An 18,465-nucleotide genomic window follows, 5' to 3' on the forward strand; every position below is an offset into this window, starting at 1 on the left:
GGGGGTCCGGTGTCGGTGTCACTCCACGGTCGGTTCGTCGCCGTGGGGCCTGCTCAGTAGCCCAGGTCGTCCAGGCGGACCGAGGCGCCGGTGGCGTCCCCGAACCCGTCCTCGGGACCGTAGAAACCATCGCCGTAGTCCGGGATGGAGTACGCGGCAGCGCGGGCCTCCTCGGTGGGCTCGACCGTCGAGTTCCGGTAGCGGTTGATACCGGTACCCGCCGGGATGAGCTTACCGATGATGACGTTCTCCTTGAGGCCCACGAGCTTGTCCGACCGCTTGTTGATGGCGGCGTCGGTGAGCACGCGGGTGGTCTCCTGGAAGGAGGCAGCCGAGAGCCACGAGTCCGTGGCCAGCGAGGCCTTGGTGATGCCCATGAGGACCGGACGCGCCGAGGCCGGCGAGCCGCCCTCGGTGAGCACGCGGCGGTTCTCCGCCGTGAGCTCGGCACGCTCCACGAGCGCACCGGGCAGGAACTCGGTGCTGTTCGAGTCGTTGATCGCGACTCGACGCATCATCTGACGGACGATGACCTCGAGGTGCTTGTCGTGGATCGACACACCCTGCGCACGGTAGACCTTCTGCACCTCGTCGACGAGGAACTTCTGGACACCGTTGGGGCCGAGGATGGCCAGCACCTCGTGCGGATCGGCCGGGCCCTCGAGGAGGGCCTGCCCGCGCTCGAGGTGATCGCCGTCCGCGATCGGGCGGGAGGAGCCGTCCTCCAGCTCGATATGGGCCAGGCCTTGGCGCTTCGACAGCTTCTCGTAGACGATCTCGTCCGCACCGTTGTCCGGCACGATCGTGATCGTGTAGAAGCGCTCCTCCTCCTCGAGACGGATCCGGCCCGCCTCCTCGGCGATCGGCGCCTTGCCCTTCGGAACACGAGCCTCGAAGAGCTCCTGCACGCGCGGGAGACCGCCGGTGATGTCGTCACCGACGCCACCCTGGTGGAAGGTACGCATCGTCAGCTGGGTGCCCGGCTCACCGATCGACTGGGCGGCGACGATGCCGACGGCCTCGCCGATGTCCACCAGGAGACCGGTGGCCATCGAGCGGCCGTAGCAGGTCGCACAGACGCCGGTACCGGTGGTGCAGGTGAGGACCGACCGGACCTTGACCTTCTCGATGCCGGCGACGATCAGCGCCTCGATGTTCGGGTCACCGAGGTCGGTGCCCGCGGCGACGATCACGTTGCCGTCGGCGTCGAGCGCGTCCTCCGCGAGCGTCCGGGCGAACGTCGAGGTCTCGACGTGCTCGTCGCGCTCGAGGGACCCGGTCGGGCTGCCGTGGACGTCCATCACCGGGCGGGCGATGGTCGTCTCGACACCCTTCGACGTCCCACAGTCGGTCTCGCGCACGATGACGTCCTGCGAGACGTCGACGAGACGACGGGTGAGGTAACCCGAGTCGGCGGTACGCAGGGCGGTGTCGGCCAGACCCTTACGGGCGCCGTGCGTGTTCATGAAGTACTCGAGCACGGTCAGGCCCTCGCGGAACGAGGACTTGATCGGCTGCGGGATGAACTCGCCGTTCGGACGCGTCACCAGACCCTTCATGCCCGCGAGCGAGCGGATCTGGGTCATGTTGCCCGCCGCGCCCGACTTCACGATCGTCGGGATCGGGTTGGAGTCCGGGTAGTTCTCCTCCATGGCCTGACCGATCTCGTCGGTGGCCTCCTGCCAGAGCTTGACCAGGTCCGACTTGCGCTCCTCGTCGGTGATCTTGCCGAGGTCGTACTGCGACTCCAGGCGCGCGGCCTTCGCGTCGTACGAGGCGAGGATCTCCTTTTTGGCTGGCGGGACCAGTACGTCGGACATGGCGATGGTGACACCCGAGCGGGTGGCCCAGTAGAAACCGGTGTCCTTGAGCTTGTCCACCGTCTGCGCCACGACGATCATCGGGTAGCGCTCGGCCAGGTCGTTGATGATGACGGCCTGACGCTTCTTGGGCATCTGCTCGTTGACGAACGGGTAGTCCGCCGGGAGCAGTTCGTTGAACATCACGCGACCGAGGGTGGTCACGGTCAGCCACTCCTGGCCCTGCGTCCAGCCCTCGGGGAACTGCTCGGCCTCGACGTCGGCCGACGGACGCTGGTGCGTCAGTCGGACCTGGATCGGGGCGTGGATGTCCAGCACGCCGAGGTCGACGGCCATGATGGCCTCCGACGGCGTCGAGTACACGCCCACGGCGGGGGTGTCCTCGGAGGCCGGGACGTACGAGCCGGTCGCACCCTCGTCCAGACGGGTGAGGTAGTACAGGCCGGTCACCATGTCCAGACGCGGCATGGCGAGCGGACGACCCGACGCCGGCGACAGGATGTTGTTCGAGGCGAGCATGAGGATGCGCGCCTCGGCCTGCGCCTCCGCGGACAGCGGGAGGTGCACGGCCATCTGGTCACCGTCGAAGTCGGCGTTGAAGGCCTCACACACGAGCGGGTGCAGCTGGATGGCCTTGCCCTCGACGAGCTGCGGCTCGAACGCCTGGATGCCGAGGCGGTGCAGCGTGGGCGCACGGTTGAGCATCACCGGGTGTTCGGCGATGACCTCTTCGAGCACGTCCCACACCTGGTCGCGCTGACGCTCGACCATGCGCTTGGCGGACTTGATGTTCTGCGCGTGGTTGAGGTCCACCAGACGCTTCATGACGAAGGGCTTGAACAGCTCGAGCGCCATCAGCTTGGGCAGACCACACTGGTGCAGCTGCAGCTGTGGGCCCACGACGATCACGGAACGACCGGAGTAGTCGACGCGCTTGCCGAGCAGGTTCTGACGGAACCGGCCCTGCTTGCCCTTGAGCAGATCCGAGAGCGACTTGAGCGGGCGGTTGCCCGGGCCCGTGACGGGCCGGCCACGCCGGCCGTTGTCGAACAGCGCGTCGACGGACTCCTGCAGCATCCGCTTCTCGTTGTTGACGATGATCTCGGGGGCGCCGAGATCCATCAGCCGCTTGAGGCGGTTGTTGCGGTTGATCACCCGACGGTAGAGGTCGTTGAGGTCCGAGGTGGCGAAGCGGCCACCGTCGAGCTGGACCATCGGACGCAGCTCCGGTGGGATCACCGGGACGGCCCCGAGGACCATCGCGGCCGGGTGGTTGCCCGACTGCAGGAACGCGGAGACGACCTTGAGGCGCTTCAGGGCGCGGATCTTCTTCTGACCCTTGCCGTTGCGGATGATCTCCCGCAGCGACTCGGCCTCGGCGGCCAGGTCGAAGTTCAGCAGCAGCGCCTGGATCGCCTCGGCGCCCATGCCGCCCTCGAAGTACTCGCCGAAGCGGTCCTCGAGTTCGCGGTAGATGCCCTCGTCGACGATGATCTGGTTGACGTCGAGCTTGGTGAAGGTGGTCCAGATCTCGTCGAGACGGTCCAGCTCGCGCTGGGCCGACTCGCGGATCTTCTTCATCTCCTTCTCGCCGCCGTCCTTCACCTTGCGGCGCTGGTCGGCCTTGGCACCCTCGGCCTCGAGCTCGGCGAGATCGGCTTCGAGCTTCCGTGCGCGGGCCTCGATGTCGGAGTCCCGCTCGTCCTCGATGATCTTGCGCTCCTCGAGGACCTGGGCCTCGAGGGTGCTGAGCTCGTTGTGACGCAGCTCGGTGTCGACGCCGGTGATGACGTAGGCGGCGAAGTAGATGATCTTGTCGAGGTCCTTGGGCGCCAGGTCCAGCAGGTAACCCAGGCGCGACGGGACGCCCTTGAAGTACCAGATGTGGGTGACGGGCGCGGCCAGCTCGATGTGGCCCATGCGCTCGCGGCGGACCTTGGCACGGGTCACCTCGACGCCGCAGCGCTCACAGATGATCCCCTTGAAGCGCACGCGCTTGTACTTGCCGCAGTAGCACTCCCAGTCCCGGGTGGGGCCGAAGATCTTCTCGCAGAACAGGCCCTCCTTCTCCGGCTTGAGGGTGCGGTAGTTGATGGTCTCCGGCTTCTTGACCTCGCCGTAGGACCAGTTACGGATGTCCTCGGCCGTCGCGAGGCTGATGACCAGCTCGTCGAAGTAGTTGACGTCCTGCACGTAGGCGTCCTTTCCCGGGTGGGATGATGGCGGGCCCTCGCGGGGTGGGGCCGGGGGCCCGCCGTGGTGGAACTGAATTCTTCGGGTGCGGGGCGGGCGACAGGGCTGCCGCCCGCCCGCCTACTTACTGCGCCAGCTCGTCGGCCGCCGAGGACTCGTCGCGCGAGAGGTTGATCCCCAGGTTCGCGGCGGTGCGGTCGAGATCGTCGTCGTCGCCCTCACCCAGGGAGACGGCCTGGCCGTCGCTGGAGAGCACCTCCACGTTGAGGCACAGCGACTGCAGCTCCTTGAGAAGCACCTTGAAGGACTCCGGGATACCCGGCTCCGGGATGTTCTCGCCCTTGACGATCGCCTCGTAGACCTTCACGCGGCCCACGACGTCGTCGGACTTGATCGTCAGCAGCTCCTGCAGCGTGTACGCCGCGCCGTAGGCCTGCATCGCCCAGCACTCCATCTCACCGAATCGCTGGCCACCGAACTGGGCCTTACCGCCGAGCGGCTGCTGGGTGATCATCGAGTACGGACCGGTCGAACGCGCGTGGATCTTGTCATCCACGAGGTGGTGCAACTTGAGGATGTACATGTAGCCCACGGACACCGGGTACGGGAAGGGCTCGCCGGAGCGACCGTCGAAGAGGGTCGCCTTGCCGTCGGCCTGCACCATGCGCTCGCCGTCACGGTTCGGCAGGGTGCAGCCGAGCAGACCGGTGATCTCCGTGTCCGCCGCGCCGTCGAAGACGGGCGTGGCCGTGTTGGTGCCGGCCTCGACGCTGTGGATCTCCTCCGGCAGCTTGGTCGCCCAGTCGGGCAGGGAGCCGTCCGCCTCACGCGGGACCTCCCAGCCGGCCTTGGCCAGCCAGCCGAGGTGGGTCTCCATGATCTGACCGATGTTCATACGACGCGGGACGCCGTGTGTGTTGAGGATGATGTCCACCGGCGTGCCGTCGGGCATGAACGGCATGTCCTCGGCGGGGAGGATCTTACCGATGACGCCCTTGTTGCCGTGGCGGCCGGCGAGCTTGTCGCCGTCCTGGATCTTGCGCTTCTGCGCGACGTAGACGCGCACCAGCTCGTTGACACCGGGGGGCAGATCGTCGTCGTCATCCCGCGAGAAGACGCGGACGCCGATGACCTTGCCGGACTCCCCGTGGGGCACCTTGAGCGAGGTGTCGCGCACCTCGCGCGCCTTCTCACCGAAGATGGCGCGCAGCAGGCGCTCCTCCGGGGTCAGCTCGGTCTCACCCTTCGGCGTGACCTTGCCGACGAGGACGTCACCGTCACGGACCTCGGCGCCGATGCGCACGATGCCGCGGTCGTCGAGGTCCGCCAGGACCTCGTCGGAGACGTTGGGGATGTCCCGCGTGATCTCCTCGGCGCCCAGCTTGGTGTCGCGGGCGTCGATCTCGTGCTCCTCGATGTGGATGGACGTGAGCACGTCCTCCTCCACCAGGCGCTGCGAGAGGATGATCGCGTCCTCGTAGTTGTGGCCCTCCCACGGCATGATCGCGACGAGCAGGTTCTTGCCCAGCGCCATCTCGCCGTTCTCGGTGCAGGGGCCGTCGGCCAGGACCTGGCCGACCTCGACGCGGTCACCCTCGTCGACGATCGGACGCTGGTTAGAGCAGGTGCCCTGGTTCGAGCGCGCGAACTTCGACAGGCGGTAGGTCTGACGCCCGCCGTCGTCGTCCATCACGGTGATGAAGTCGGCCGAGACCTCCTCCACCATGCCCGGGGCGGTGTTGACGACCACGTCGCCGGCGTCCACGGCCGCGCGCAGCTCCATGCCGGTGCCGACGAGCGGCGCCTCGGAACGCACGAGCGGCACGGACTGCCGCTGCATGTTCGCGCCCATCAGGGCACGGTTGGCGTCATCGTGCTCGAGGAACGGGATCATCGCGGTGGCCACGGAGACCATCTGCCGCGGCGAGACGTCCATGTAGTCGACATCGCCCGGCTCGACCATCTCGACGTCACCGTGCTTCTTGCGCACGAGGATGCGGTCCTCGACGAAGCGGCCGTCGGCGTCGATCTCCGAGTTGGCCTGCGCGACGACGTAGCGGTCCTCCTCGTCGGCGGTGAGGTAGTCCACCTGATCGGTGACGACGCCCTCGTAGACGCGGCGGTACGGGGTCTCGATGAAACCGAACGGGTTGACCCGCGCGTACACCGAGAGCGAACCGATCAGACCGATGTTCGGACCCTCGGGGGTCTCGATCGGGCACATGCGGCCGTAGTGCGAGGCGTGCACGTCGCGGACCTCGAGCCCGGCGCGCTCACGCGACAGACCACCGGGGCCCAGCGCGGACAGACGACGCTTGTGGGTCAGACCCGACAGCGGGTTGTTCTGGTCCATGAACTGCGACATCTGGGAGGTTCCGAAGAACTCCTTGAGCGCCGCCGTGATGGGCCGGATGTTGATCAGCGACTGCGGGGTGATCGCCTCGGAGTCCTGCGTGGTCATGCGCTCGCGGACGACACGCTCCATGCGGGACAGGCCGACGCGGACCTGGTTCTGGATGAGCTCGCCGACGGTACGCAGACGACGGTTGCCGAAGTGGTCGATGTCGTCGACCTCGACCGGCACCTCGCGGCCACCCTCCACCTGCATCGCGTCGTCGCCCGCGTGGAGGCGCACGAGGTACTCGATGGTGGCGGCGATGTCCTCGCGGGTGAGCGTCGTGGTGGCGTCACCCTCGGGGTCGGGCAGACCGAGCTTGCGGTTGACCTTGTAACGACCGACGCGGGCCAGGTCGTAGCGCTTCTCCTTGAAGAACAGGTTCTCCAGGAGCGCCTCCGCGGACTCGCGGGTCGGCGGCTCACCCGGGCGCAGCTTGCGGTAGATCTCGAGCAGGGCCTGGTCGGTGTCCTCGACCGTGTCCTTCTCGAGCGTGGACATCATGATCTCCGAGAAGCCGTAACGCTCCTTGATCTCGGTGGTCGTCCACCCGAGGGCCTTGAGCAGGACGGTGACCGACTGGCGACGCTTGCGGTCGATGCGGACGCCGACGGTGTCGCGCTTGTCGACGTCGAACTCGAGCCACGCGCCACGCGACGGGATGACCTTGACGGAGTGGACGTCCCTCTCCGTGGACTTGTCGCGCGAGCGATCGAAGTACACGCCCGGCGACCGGACGAGCTGGGAGACGACGACCCGCTCGGTGCCGTTGATGATGAACGTGCCCTTGTCGGTCATCATGGGGAAATCACCCATGAAGACCGTCTGGGACTTGATCTCACCGGTCTCGGTGTTCTCGAACTCGGCCGTGACGAACAGGGGCGCCTCGTAGGTGCGATCCTTTTCGCGGCAGTCCTCGAGGGACGCCTTGACCTCTTCGAAGTAGGGCTCCGAGAACGAGAGCGACATCGATCCGGAGAAGTCCTCGATCGGGGAGATCTCCTTGAGGATGGACTCCAGGCCTCCCTCGAGGTTCGTGGTACCGCGCGAGGCGGCCCTCTCTTGCCACTCCTCCGAGCCGATGAACCACTCGAACGACTCCGTCTGGAGGTCGAGCAGCCCCGGGACCGGCAACGGCTCGGAGAGTTTCGCGAACGAAACCCTCCGGGGCGCACCGGGAACGGTGGAGACTGACGTGGTCTGGCGGGAGACTGCCAAGATGGGTCCTTCCAGCACCTCACGTGATCACCACGGGCGGTGACCACAGATGTATCTGCGAGCGGTCCGCCGACGGGTATCCACCCAGGTCCGCCGCGATATCGAGGGCTCGGAAAGCACCCGGCGGAACCGGGAGTGAGCCGTCACGGACGGACGGGAGGGCAAATAGCAGCCAGCGCAACGACCTAATCTAGCGGAAGGCGGCGACAAAGTCCAGCCTTCAACGGAGTGTCCCCCGGAGGCTGGTCACGTGCGTGGTGCGGCGTCCGTCTCTGCGCTGGTTGCCCTCGTGGCTCTCGCCTCATCGGCCCCCGGTCGGGACGTCGCACCCGGACCGTGTCGCACTCAACCTTTACGGCACTCGCCCGATGCCCCTAAAGGGTGACGGGTGAAAGCACTTTCGTCAAGGATCTGGCACGGTCGGTTGCCGGATCGGTTCCCGACCAGTCCTCGTCAGGAGGGCAGATCCGGGATCCTCGACAGTTTCCACACGCCGTCGATCCTGTCCAGACCGACGAGATAGGTGCCGCTGGTACTTCCCGCAGCCGCGCCGTCCCTGGTCATCGACACATCCTGGACCAGCAACACCTCGGCCTTGTCGCCCTGCAGGTAGGCGAGACCGGCCTCGCGGACCTCTGCGTCGACGCTCGTCGCGGACTGCTCGTAGCTGTCACGCAACGCGGGCCAGTTCTCGTCCAACTCGTTGACGAGCTTCGGGGTGAGGAATTCCCCCAGGGAGTCGTGATACTCGTCGAGGGTCTCGTGATCGATCGCCACGAGCCGCTGGACGTTGGTCGTCGCTGCCGAGAGGACCTCCTCGGTGGCCCCTCGGTCGACGAACGCCCGGTTGTCCACGTCGACGCCGGGTTCCGTCGCCAGGAACACGCCGACGGCTCCGGCGACCAGCCCCACCGCGATGGCGGAGTACGCGATCGTCCGACCACCGGGCCGACGGCCGGCGCGCCGCTCCCCGCGACCCGCCCCGGTTCCGGTGCCGCCCACCTCGTCGTCGTCTCGTTCGTCCCACGTCGTGGGGCCCGCGGCGTTCCCGCCCTCGGGTCGGGCCTGTCCGGCGTGGCCGGCCAGCCGTCGACGCGGCGCCGGAGTGACCGACTTCTGTGTCCTCTTGATCGGTGGCATCAGCGACTGTCATCCTTCGTCATCGTCCGGCGGAGGTGGTCGGCGCGGGGGTCGACTCCTCCTCGGTGGCCGGGGCGTCCTGCTCCTCCGGCGTGTTGAGCTCCTGCACGGACCGGCTGGACCCGCCCACCGGGACCGTCACGCCCACCTGGTTGACCGCATCGGCCTTCCAGGTGCCGTCCTCTCGCGTCAGGTCCACGCGCATCGCCTGACGGCCGGTGATGTCATCCTGGCCCTCCCGCTCGGAGTGGGCGGTGAACACCACCAGGACGGCGGCGTCGCCGGCCTCGAGGTCCAGGGTCTCGACAGCGGTGTGCGAGACCGTGGCCGTGGTGACCGCCTTCTGCTCCACCACGCGCGTCCGCACATCGTCGGCCCATTGCTCCTGCTCGGTGAGGAACTCGCCGGTCGAGGCCTCTGCCAGCTGCTCCAGCGAATCGTCGACGTTCCGGTGGTCGAAGCTGAACGCGTTGATGATCACCTGGGCGGCGACGTCGGCGGCCGCCTCGCGCTCGGACGCCACCTCCTGTGCCGACCGCGCCTGGGCGTACCGCACCCCGAACACCCCCAACATCGCCAGCCCCGCCACGAGGATGATCGCCGCGAGGACCACCAGCCATCTCGGCACGGTCCCAGTCCCCGCGGGGCGGCGCGCGCCCCCCTCCGTTCCCTGCGAACTCATGGCGGCGACGCTACCGGACCCGCCGTCCGCCGGGTCGCCGCCCGGCCGCGCGGTCACCGGGGAATCAGTCCCTGCAGGACCGCGAGCTGCTCCGCAGCCACCGACAGGTTGAGCCTGTCGGGGTCGATCTTGGGCTTGGTGTCCCACGGCTGCGGCACGTCCGGGTGCGCGTACTCCACCCTGTCCGCACCACGGACCGCGGTGGGGCTACCGAAGGGCACGGTGCACTGCGCATCGTAGTTCGGCGGGAAGTTCTGCTCCTGCCAGTCGAAGGACGGGTCCTGCTCCTTCATCTGGTCGATGATCGCCCAGGTGCCTTCGTATCCCTGTGTACAGGGGGTGGGGTTGTCCATCTCGAGCACGAGCCCGAAGTGGATGGTGCCGTCGCCCGGCGCCACGGACAGGCCGCCGGCAGCCAGCGCCGGCAGCAACTGCAGCAACACCTTGAACGACGGGGCCAACGGATCGACCGTCTTCATCGTGGTCGACAGGTTTCCGACGGCCCGCGAGAGCGGCTCGCCGGAGTTCTCCACGAGGTAGCGGGTCTCGTCCGCGAACTCGGGCGCCGTGGTGATCAGACGCTCCAGGTCCGAGTCGGAGTCCCGCAGCGCCTCCGTGACCGTGCGCAGGTCGCGGGAGAAGCTGACGATCTCACCGGACTGATCGGCCTGGGTGTCGAGGACCGTCGCACCGTCCCGGATCAGTGCCTGCAGCTGCGGCATGGTGCGGATCCCGGACTCGGAGATCCGGATGAGGGAGTCCGACAGCTGCTGCAGCTGGGGCCCCCTGCCCTCGACGGCCTTGCCGAGCTCGTCGACCGTCACCTCGAGATCGTCCAACGGGACGGAGCGGGACAGGTCGTCGACGGAGGCCAGGAGGTTCTCCACGGGGACCGGGAGCGCCTCGCGGCTCGCGGAGATCACGTCCCCGTCCTCGAGGTACGGCTCGGAGTTGCTGTTGGGCCGCAGGTCCACGTACTGCTCGCCGATGGCCGAGCGGTTGGCGACCACGGCCTCGGTGTCCGCGGGGATCTCCGGCGCGCTCGAGTCGAGGTCGAGTTCGACCCGCACACCGTCGTCGGTGAGCGAGAGCTCCCCCACCCGTCCGATCGCCGTGCCCCGGTAGCTGACGGCCGCGTTCGTGAACACCCCGCCGGTCTCGGGCAGGTCCAGATAGACCTGGTACTGGCCGATGCCGAACAGGGACGGCAGGCGCACGTAGTTGCCGCCCACGTAGGTGATCCCGACAGCCGCGATCACACAGAAGGCGATGAGCTGGGTCTTCAGTGTCTTGCTCATCGGTATCCGGGCTCCCCTGGTTCGGGCAGGTACGTCTCGGAGAATTCCGAGGTACCCGGTGCGGGCTTGGGCACCACTGCCCGGTCCATGATCGGCGGGACGGGCAGGAGCGGCAGCACTATCGTCGTCCGCCTGTCGGGGCCGTTGTCGCCGACCCACGGGTTCTCCGGGTCCACGACGTAGGGCCCGCTCGTGGTGTTCGGGATGGGGACCACCGGGTCGCCCTGGTTGGCGCCGAGGTTCCGGAGCGTCTCGGAGATCGTCGCGTCCACGGAGAGGAACACGTTGGCCGAGCCACCGATCGTGGACTGGATGGACGTGTCGGGGAACGGGAACGTGGGGACGAATCCGGTCAGCTCGATCAGGTCCGGCGTCGACTGCCCCAGGTACTGGAGAACCGGACGCAGTGCCCGGAGGTCGGCGATGAGGTCCTCGCGGCTGGTGAGCAGGATGTCCGATCCGACCTGGCCCAGTGCGTCCACCCGGCGCAGCATCTCCACGAACTGGGGCCGCTGCTCCTCGAGTACCGCCACACCGGCGGGCAGCTCGTCGAGCGCCGCCTGGATCTGCTCGCGCTGGTCGTTCGCGCGGGTCGTCATCAGGTTGACGCCCTCGAGGGCGTCGGTGATGCTGTCGCGCTGCCGGTTGAGTCCCCCGATGAGCTCGTCCGCCGATCGCAGGGTCTGGGTGAGCTCCTCCTCGCGACCGTCGGTCACCTTGCGCAGTTCGGCGACGATCGGCTGCAGCTGGTCCACGCCCCCTCCGTTGAGCAGGAGCGACAGTGCCCCGAGGACCTGTTCGATGTCGGTGGCCGTGCGCGAGTTCGAGGTCGTTATTACGTCACCATCGGACAATTCGCCGGTGGGGGGCTCGTCATCCGGCGGAGTCAGCTGGACGAACTTCTCGCCCAGGAGGTTGGTCTGCTGGATCGACGCCTCGACGTTCTCGGGCAGACCCAGGTCGTCACGCAGGACGATGTCGACCTCCGCGGTCCACCCGTCATCCGCCAGGGAGATGCCGGCCACGCGGCCGGCGTCCAGTCCGTTGACTTTGACCGAGGACTGCAGGACCAGATCCAGGACATCGTCGAACCGGACGGCCACCTGCATGGGGTCCTCCCCCACGTCGGCGCCGCCGGGCAGGGTGTAGTCCTCCAGGTTCAGCGAACACCCGGCCGCGAGGGCGGCCACCAGTGCGCTGGCGCCGACCGCGCGGGCGGTGCGACCCAGCGCGGGTATTGTCGGCCGGCTCATCCCCGCCCCCCTTCCGAGGCGGGCGTCATCGGCCACCCGCGGTTGCCCTGGACCGTCCCGGGAACCGGGATGGACTGCTTCATCTCGCCCGCGAGGATGCCCAACGGCAGGTCCGGGTTGGAGGCGCGGAGTTCGGCGTTTCGCTGCGGGGCGAGCGCCTCACAGGCCTCGATGTCCGCGCGCCGCAGGTTGTCGAGCTCGGCGAGCATCTGGTCTCCGGGGTTGAGTCGGCCCAATGTCATGAGCTGGCACAGGATGCCGGCGGGATCCTGCTTCTCCGGGATGTTCGGACGCATCGACAGCGTCCCGGATTCCGCGTCGTAGGCACCGATGAGGTTGGACAGGGCCAGTGGAGCCGTCTTGAGGATCTCCTCGACGTCGTCGCGCTGGTCGGCGGTGATCTGACTCAGGGTGACGAGACGATCCGCGTTGCTGCGGATGACGTCCTGGTTGTCCCGCACCAGGCGCGCCACGTCAGCCAGCGCGTAGCTCAGTTCGGCCAGAGCTCCCTGGAGGTTCTCGCGCTGTCCGGCGACGGTCTGGTTGAAGGTCGCCATCTGGGAGTTGAACTGCCGCACCTGGGCGTCGTTCTGCGCGAGCATCGTGACGAACGACTGCAGGTTGACCACGGTCTCGCTGATGTCCTGGCTGGAGTCCGCCAACGTCGTGGCGGCCTGGGACAGCTCGTCGATCGACCGTCCCAGCGCCGCGCCGTTGCCACCGAGGGTCTCGGCGGAGGTGGTGACGAACCGGTCGAGCGCGCCGTCCTTGTTGGCGCCCTCCGGACCGAGGGCCTCGGTGAGGTCCCTGACCGATTCGTAGAGTTCGTCGACCTCGACGGGGGTCGCGGTCCGCTCCAGTGGGATGTGTGCGCCCGACTCCATCTTGGGTCCGCCCGAGTAGGCCGGGAGCAGCTGGACGTTGCGGTCGGGGATGACCGACGGCGTCACCTGGACCGCCCTCGCATCTGCCGGGACGTCCACGCCCCGCTGGACGTGGAGCCTGACCTCCACGGTCTCCCCCATCGGGGTCACCTCGTCCACGGAACCCACCGTCACGCCCAGGATCCGCACGTCGGAACCCTCGGAGATGCCGACGGCCGTCGGGAACGTCGCGGTGATGGTGGTGCGCCCGAGCCTGGTGTAGGCGAGGTAGACCACTGCCACCATCGCCACGACGACGACGAGGAGCAGCGCCACCAACCAGTACGGCAGCTTCTTGTGCATCAGTTGATCCCACTCTGTCGGGCGGGTGCGCGGGCACCGGGGTAGAAGGGCGGTTCCGGGATACCCGGCGGGATCAGGTTGGTGACCACCGAGTCGAACCATCTGCCCGTTCCCAGCATGTTGGCGTAGAGCCGGTAGAAGGGCGCGAGGTTGTGGATGGACTTCTTCAGCTGCTCTTCGTGGTCGGTCAGTACCGCCAACGCGGAGTCGAGGCTGTCCAGGGTCGGCTTGAACTCCGCCTCGTTCTCTGCGACGAACCGCCGGAGTTCGACGGACAGACCGCGGGTGGACGCCAGGACCAGCTCGAGGCTCTGTGAGCGCTCGTTGAGTTCACCCAGCAGCTGCCCGGAACCGATGATCAGGCGACGGAAGTCGTCGTTACGCTCGGCCAGGATTCTCGAACTCGTGCGCGTCGCCTCGAGCAGTTCGCGGAGTTCCGCGTCCCGGCTGGAGATCGTCTGTGACAGACGGGCCATACCGTCGACCGCCCCGCGGAATTCCTCGGGTGACGCCTGCATGGCGGCGGTGAGGGTATCCAGGCTCTCTGCGAGTTTGCCGTCGTCCACCTCCCCGAGCGTCTCGGCGGCCGAGGAGAACGCCTCGACCACGTCGTACGGCGCCGCGGTGCGCTCCAGCGGAATCGGCTGCGAGGGTTCGAGTTCCCCTGTCCCCGCCGGACTCAACGCGAGGTACTTCTGCCCGAGCACGGTCTTGAGCTGGATGCTCGCCCGGGTGTCGTCGCCGAGCCAGGCGTCCTTGGCCCGGAAGCCCACGGACACCTTGTCTCCGTCGAGCGCCACATCGGTCACGACGCCCACCTTGACGCCGGCCACGCGGACCTCGCTGCCGTTGGTCAGCCCGGCCGCCTCGGAGAAGTAGGCGGTGTACTTGGGCCCCGCCCCCACGATCGGCAGCGCGTCGAGCCTGAACGAGATGGCGGTGAGGGCGAGGATCACGACGACCCCGATCACCCCGATGGTGGCGTTGCTGAACCGCGGCTCGTTCGGCTTGCGCTTGCTCATGGGATCCCCCCTGCGTGGCACCGGGGCGCGACGTTGGTGTACACCGGATGATTGACCGTGGGCCCGCCGCTCGGGAGCAGGTTGGGCACATCGGTGCCCGGTCCGTGCACCACGTCGAGGCCACAGAGATAGAACTGGAACCAGGACCCGAACGACCCCATCCGGATCAGGTTGTCGCTGTTGCGCGGGAGGTTGTTGAGGACCTCGCTCATGGTGTCGCGGTTGGCGGTGAGGTCGTCGGTGACCAGCTTGAGGTGGTCGAGGGATTCGGTGACGCTGGGTCGGGTGGCGCTGACGACGTTCTCGGCCGACGACGTGAGGTCGGCGAGGGAGTCCAACGAACTGCCGATCGCGTCACGCTCCTGGTCCAACCCCTCCACCAGTTGACGGGTGGTCACCACCAGTTGCTGGAACTGCACGTCCCGTTCGTTGATGGTCTGCAGGACGCCGGTGAGATTGTCGATCACCTCTCCGATCACCTGGTCCCGGTCGGCCAGGTGGTTGGTCAGCTGGCCCGTCTGACGGACGAGACTGGCGACGGTTCCACCCTCCCCCTGCAGGACACGGACCAGCGAGTCCGCGAGCGCGTTGACGTCCTCGGGCCGCAGCGTGGTGAACAGCGGACGGAAGCCGTTGAACAGTGCGGTGAGATCGACCGCGGGAGAGGTCTTCTCGATACCTATCGTCGTACCCTCCGGCAGGGTCGGCTGGACCGGCCCCGGCTCGCGGGAGATGTTCAGGTACCGCTGGCCGATCATGTTGCGGAATCGCAGGGCCAGATGCACGTTCGCGGGCAGCGTGCGGTCCCCGGAGAGCGTGAAGTCCACCTTGGCCCGGTCCCGCTCGTGGATCTCCATCCCGGTGATGTTCCCCACCACGACGCCGGCGATCCGGACATCGTCGCCCTCCTCCAGCATCGTCACGTCGGAGAAGATCGCCGAGTACTCCGTGCCCTCGGCCCGGGTTCCGCCGCGGATGGTGACGGCGAGGATCGTGCTGAGGATCGCCGTGACGACGATGAAGATCGCCAGCTTGACGAACGAGCCCAGTAGGCCGCCGCGGAAGAGAGCCTTGACCTTGGCGTTCATCGGAAGCTCACCTCCGTTCCACGCAGTGCGGGTGCGCCGATCCCGCCGATCCAGGCCGGGATCTCCTCGGAGTCACGCGAGGTGGCCACCCCCAGCACCGTGCGGACGGTATCCGTCTCCAACGGTGAGCCCGCGTAGGCCATCGCCATGACCTCGGCGTCCCGGCCCGCGGTGACGGTCGAGGGGAACGGCATGTTCGGCTGCTCGGGCACCGCCCGACCCGGGGCCGGGGGAACGGAACCGCGGGTGCGCATCGTCGGAACCGGTCCGTCCTCGAGAAGCGGGTTCGGCAGGGTCGGGATGTACTCCGGCCCCGGATTGCGGGTGGGGGGTTGGTAGGCCCCGTCCGCGATCGCCCCACCGGGTGCACCGCCGAAGATGAACGGCTCCTCTGTCGGCTCGTAACAACGGGGGCCGCGGGTGTCGAAGAGTCGCGGCTCGTCCTGATTGGGCACGTAACGCCCCTTGGGATTGACGACTTCGATGGTCACCCGGATGCCGGGGTGTTCGCCCCCCACACCGAGGATCGCGTCCGAGCGGTCCAGCGCGGTCATGAAATGCTCCACCGTGCACGGTAGCGCCGGTGAGTACTCCGCCAGGTACTCCAGCGACGTGCGGGAGTCCGCCGCCAGAGCGATGAGGTCATCGCGGTTGTTCGCGAGGAAGCCCGTGAGGACCTCGGACGACTCGCTGATCCGACGCAACCCGTCCGCGATGTCGGGGCGGCGCTGGACCACCGTGTCCCCGGTCGTGCGGAGGGCGTCGAGTGCGTGGATGAGATCCGGGAGGGCCTCGGAGTAGGTCTGCGAGAAGGTCGCCAGATCCTCGATTCCGGCTTCCAGCGCGGGAAGCTCCTGGTTGATCCCCTCGAAGACCCTTCCGATCTCCACGAGGCTGGCACCGAGCTCGTCGCCCCTACCCGACAGCGCCTGGTTCAGGGCGCCGAGAGTGCCCGCCAGCTTCTCCGGCGGGACCGCCTCAAGTACGGGGAGCAGTCCGTCCAGGACACGGCCGAGCTCGATCGCGTTGCCACGGGTGTCCTGCTGGATGCTCGCGCCGGGCTCCAGGGTGCCCACGGGCTGGTCGGGGAAACCCAGGTCGACGAACCGCTCACCGAAGAGCGTCTTGGGGAGCAGTCGACCGCTGATGTTGGCCGGCAACTGGTCCATGTAGGCCGGGTCGAACTCCATGTTCACCCGCACCCGGTCCCCGTCGGGCTCGACCCCGGAGACCCGGCCGACGAGCACGCCCCGGGCCTTGACGTCGGCGTCGTTCGGCAGCGCGTAGGCCAGTTGGTCGGTGTTCAGGGTGACGGTGTCCGACGCGGTGAACGCGCGGTTGTAGATCGCGATGGTCGTGCCGACGAAGGCGAGCACGATGACGATGAACAGGGCGGCCAGCAGCCGCTTCGAGAGCGCCGAGAGTTCGTTCATCCCGCCACCCGCACAGTCGTGGTCGTGCCCCAGAGGGCGAGTCCGACGAAGAAGTTGAGGATCGCCACCACGACGATCGTGGTGCGGACGGCCCGCCCCACAGCCACGCCGACGCCGGCCGGACCGCCGGTGGCGGTGAAACCGTAGAAGCAGTGGATCATCACCAGCACGAACGCGAAGATGATCACCTTGACGAACGAGTAGATCACGTCTTCCGGTGGCAGGAACAGGTGGAAGTAGTGGTCGAACGAGCCGGTGGACTGGCCCTGCACGATGGTGTTGACGCCCCTCGTGGCGAGGTACGAGGACAGCAGGCCGACGACGTACAGCGGGATGACCGCGATGAATCCGGCGATCACCCGGGTGGTGACCAGATAGGGCACGCTCGGGATCGCCATGACCTCCAGGGCGTCGATCTCCTCGGATATCCGCATCGCGCCGAGTTGGGCCGTGAAGCCGCAGCCGACGGTGGCGGACAGGGCGAGTGACGCCACGATGGGGGCGACCTCGCGGGTGTTGACGTAGGCGGACAGGAACCCGGTGAGGACCGAGCTACCGATCTGGTCGAGGGCTGCGTAGCCCTGCAGGCCGACGACGACCCCGGTGAACCCGCTCATCATGACGATGACGCCGATGGTCCCGCCGAGCACCGCCAGCGTGCCGACGCCGAAGGTCACCTCCGCGATCAGGCGCAGCACCTCGTGGCGGTAGTGGACGATCGTCTGAGGGATCCAGCGGATCGCCCGGAGATGGAAGGCGAGCTGGTCGCCCAGAGAGTCGAACGAACTGACCGGGCCACGGACAAGGGCCCTCAGCCGGGCCCTCGTGGGTCCGACATCGGTATGGATCGCCATTACGACCCCTTCGGGGGAACGATCTGCAGGTACATCGCCGTCAAGATGAGGTTGGCGAAGAACAGCAGGAGGAATGTGAGGACCACGCCGAGGTTGACGGCGTCGCCGACCCCCTTGGGGCCGCCCTTGGGGTTCATCCCGCAGTACGAGGCGACCACGCCGGCGATGAGTCCGAAGATCAGGGCCTTGATCGAGGACATGATGAAGTCGGGCAGTTGGGCGAGGGCACCGAAGGACATCAGGTAGGCGCCCGGTGTGCCGCCCTGCAGCATGATGTTGAACACGTAACCGCCGGAGATCCCGACGATGGAGACGAGTCCGTTCAGGAGCACCGCGACGAGCATCATGCCGAGCACCCGCGGGACGACGAGCCTCTGGATGGGGTCGATCCCCAGGACTCGCATCGCGTCGAGCTCCTCGCGGATGGTCCGGGCACCGAGGTCGGCGGCCACCGCCGAACCGGCGGCGCCCGCGATCAGCAGTGAGGTCACCAGCGGCGCACCCTGTTGGACGACGGCGAGGACGCCCGTGGCCCCCGTGTAGGCCTCGGCGCCGAGCTGCTGGACGAGCGACCCGGTCTGCATCGCCACGACGGCCCCGAACGGGATCGCCACCAGTGCCGACGGCAGGATCGTCACCGAGGCGATGAACCAGGACTGCTCTATGAACTCACGGAACTGGAACGGTCGCCTGAAGACCCCTCGTAGCACGTCGAGGAACAGTCGGAACACCTCGCCGGCCCCGCCCACCGCGGTCCGGAAGCCTCCTCCGACATCGGCCGGTGACATACCGGCCCGTCCTTCTGGATGCTGGGTCGTACCCTCCGCCATCAAATCCCCCCGG

At 67.7% G+C, this 18,465-nt stretch carries 12 protein-coding genes; all 12 read right to left on the bottom strand.

Annotated elements, in window-relative coordinates:
- Positions 1-53: 53 nt before the first annotated feature.
- On the bottom strand, positions 54-4,013 hold the full coding sequence (locus VZF99_RS11400; protein WP_096907033.1) for a DNA-directed RNA polymerase subunit beta': 3,960 nt from the start codon (positions 4,011-4,013) through the stop codon (positions 54-56).
- A 124-nt stretch (positions 4,014-4,137) separates the two neighbouring features.
- A complete protein-coding gene (locus tag VZF99_RS11405) occupies positions 4,138-7,644 on the bottom strand; it encodes a DNA-directed RNA polymerase subunit beta (protein WP_259820892.1) in 3,507 nt (1,168 codons plus the stop codon).
- 435 nt (positions 7,645-8,079) lie between these two features.
- Positions 8,080-8,766, bottom strand: a complete 687-nt coding sequence (locus VZF99_RS11410) for a hypothetical protein (RefSeq protein WP_185950685.1) — start codon at positions 8,764-8,766, stop codon at positions 8,080-8,082.
- A gap of 19 nt (positions 8,767-8,785) precedes the next feature.
- Complete coding sequence (locus tag VZF99_RS11415) at positions 8,786-9,448, bottom strand: hypothetical protein (RefSeq protein WP_317468707.1); 663 nt, start codon at positions 9,446-9,448, stop codon at positions 8,786-8,788.
- Between the two features lie 53 nt (positions 9,449-9,501).
- On the bottom strand, positions 9,502-10,746 hold the full coding sequence (locus tag VZF99_RS11420) for an MCE family protein (RefSeq protein WP_120284128.1): 1,245 nt from the start codon (positions 10,744-10,746) through the stop codon (positions 9,502-9,504).
- Positions 10,743-11,999 carry an MCE family protein gene (locus tag VZF99_RS11425; protein ID WP_185950687.1) on the bottom strand — a complete coding sequence of 419 codons (1,257 nt, stop codon included), beginning with the start codon at positions 11,997-11,999 and terminating at the stop codon, positions 10,743-10,745. The genes VZF99_RS11420 and VZF99_RS11425 overlap by 4 nt, the downstream gene beginning before the upstream one ends.
- A complete protein-coding gene (locus tag VZF99_RS11430) occupies positions 11,996-13,225 on the bottom strand; it encodes an MCE family protein (protein WP_120284130.1) in 1,230 nt (409 codons plus the stop codon). The genes VZF99_RS11425 and VZF99_RS11430 overlap by 4 nt, the downstream gene beginning before the upstream one ends.
- Positions 13,225-14,247, bottom strand: a complete 1,023-nt coding sequence (locus VZF99_RS11435) for an MCE family protein (protein WP_120284132.1) — start codon at positions 14,245-14,247, stop codon at positions 13,225-13,227. The genes VZF99_RS11430 and VZF99_RS11435 overlap by 1 nt, the downstream gene beginning before the upstream one ends.
- On the bottom strand, positions 14,244-15,335 hold the full coding sequence (locus VZF99_RS11440; protein ID WP_120284134.1) for an MCE family protein: 1,092 nt from the start codon (positions 15,333-15,335) through the stop codon (positions 14,244-14,246). Before VZF99_RS11440 ends, VZF99_RS11435 begins: the two co-directional genes overlap by 4 nt.
- The gene (locus tag VZF99_RS11445; protein ID WP_317468710.1) at positions 15,332-16,768 is read right to left on the bottom strand and encodes an MCE family protein; all 1,437 of its coding nucleotides are present in this window, start codon (positions 16,766-16,768) and stop codon (positions 15,332-15,334) included. Before VZF99_RS11445 ends, VZF99_RS11440 begins: the two co-directional genes overlap by 4 nt.
- On the bottom strand, positions 16,765-17,622 hold the full coding sequence (locus VZF99_RS11450; protein ID WP_154830609.1) for an ABC transporter permease: 858 nt from the start codon (positions 17,620-17,622) through the stop codon (positions 16,765-16,767). The genes VZF99_RS11445 and VZF99_RS11450 overlap by 4 nt, the downstream gene beginning before the upstream one ends.
- Positions 17,622-18,410 carry an ABC transporter permease gene (locus VZF99_RS11455; RefSeq protein ID WP_067716806.1) on the bottom strand — a complete coding sequence of 263 codons (789 nt, stop codon included), beginning with the start codon at positions 18,408-18,410 and terminating at the stop codon, positions 17,622-17,624. The genes VZF99_RS11450 and VZF99_RS11455 overlap by 1 nt, the downstream gene beginning before the upstream one ends.
- Between the last annotated feature and the right edge of the window lie 55 nt (positions 18,411-18,465).

The sequence above is a fragment of the Dietzia kunjamensis genome, from assembly GCF_045689975.1.
Lineage (GTDB): Bacteria > Actinomycetota > Actinomycetes > Mycobacteriales > Mycobacteriaceae > Dietzia > Dietzia kunjamensis.

Excerpts from the sequence above, each read along its gene's own strand:
- VZF99_RS11455 (WP_067716806.1), bottom strand. The coding sequence starts at position 18,410 with ATGTCACCGGCCGATGTCGGAGGAGGCTTCCGGACCGCGGTGGGCGGG.
- VZF99_RS11420 (WP_120284128.1), bottom strand. The coding sequence starts at position 10,746 with ATGAGCAAGACACTGAAGACCCAGCTCATCGCCTTCTGTGTGATCGCG.
- VZF99_RS11410 (WP_185950685.1), bottom strand. The coding sequence starts at position 8,766 with ATGCCACCGATCAAGAGGACACAGAAGTCGGTCACTCCGGCGCCGCGT.
- VZF99_RS11415 (WP_317468707.1), bottom strand. The coding sequence starts at position 9,448 with ATGAGTTCGCAGGGAACGGAGGGGGGCGCGCGCCGCCCCGCGGGGACT.
- VZF99_RS11425 (WP_185950687.1), bottom strand. The coding sequence starts at position 11,999 with ATGAGCCGGCCGACAATACCCGCGCTGGGTCGCACCGCCCGCGCGGTC.
- VZF99_RS11440 (WP_120284134.1), bottom strand. The coding sequence starts at position 15,335 with ATGAACGCCAAGGTCAAGGCTCTCTTCCGCGGCGGCCTACTGGGCTCG.
- VZF99_RS11450 (WP_154830609.1), bottom strand. The coding sequence starts at position 17,622 with ATGGCGATCCATACCGATGTCGGACCCACGAGGGCCCGGCTGAGGGCC.
- VZF99_RS11445 (WP_317468710.1), bottom strand. The coding sequence starts at position 16,768 with ATGAACGAACTCTCGGCGCTCTCGAAGCGGCTGCTGGCCGCCCTGTTC.
- VZF99_RS11430 (WP_120284130.1), bottom strand. The coding sequence starts at position 13,225 with ATGCACAAGAAGCTGCCGTACTGGTTGGTGGCGCTGCTCCTCGTCGTC.
- VZF99_RS11435 (WP_120284132.1), bottom strand. The coding sequence starts at position 14,247 with ATGAGCAAGCGCAAGCCGAACGAGCCGCGGTTCAGCAACGCCACCATC.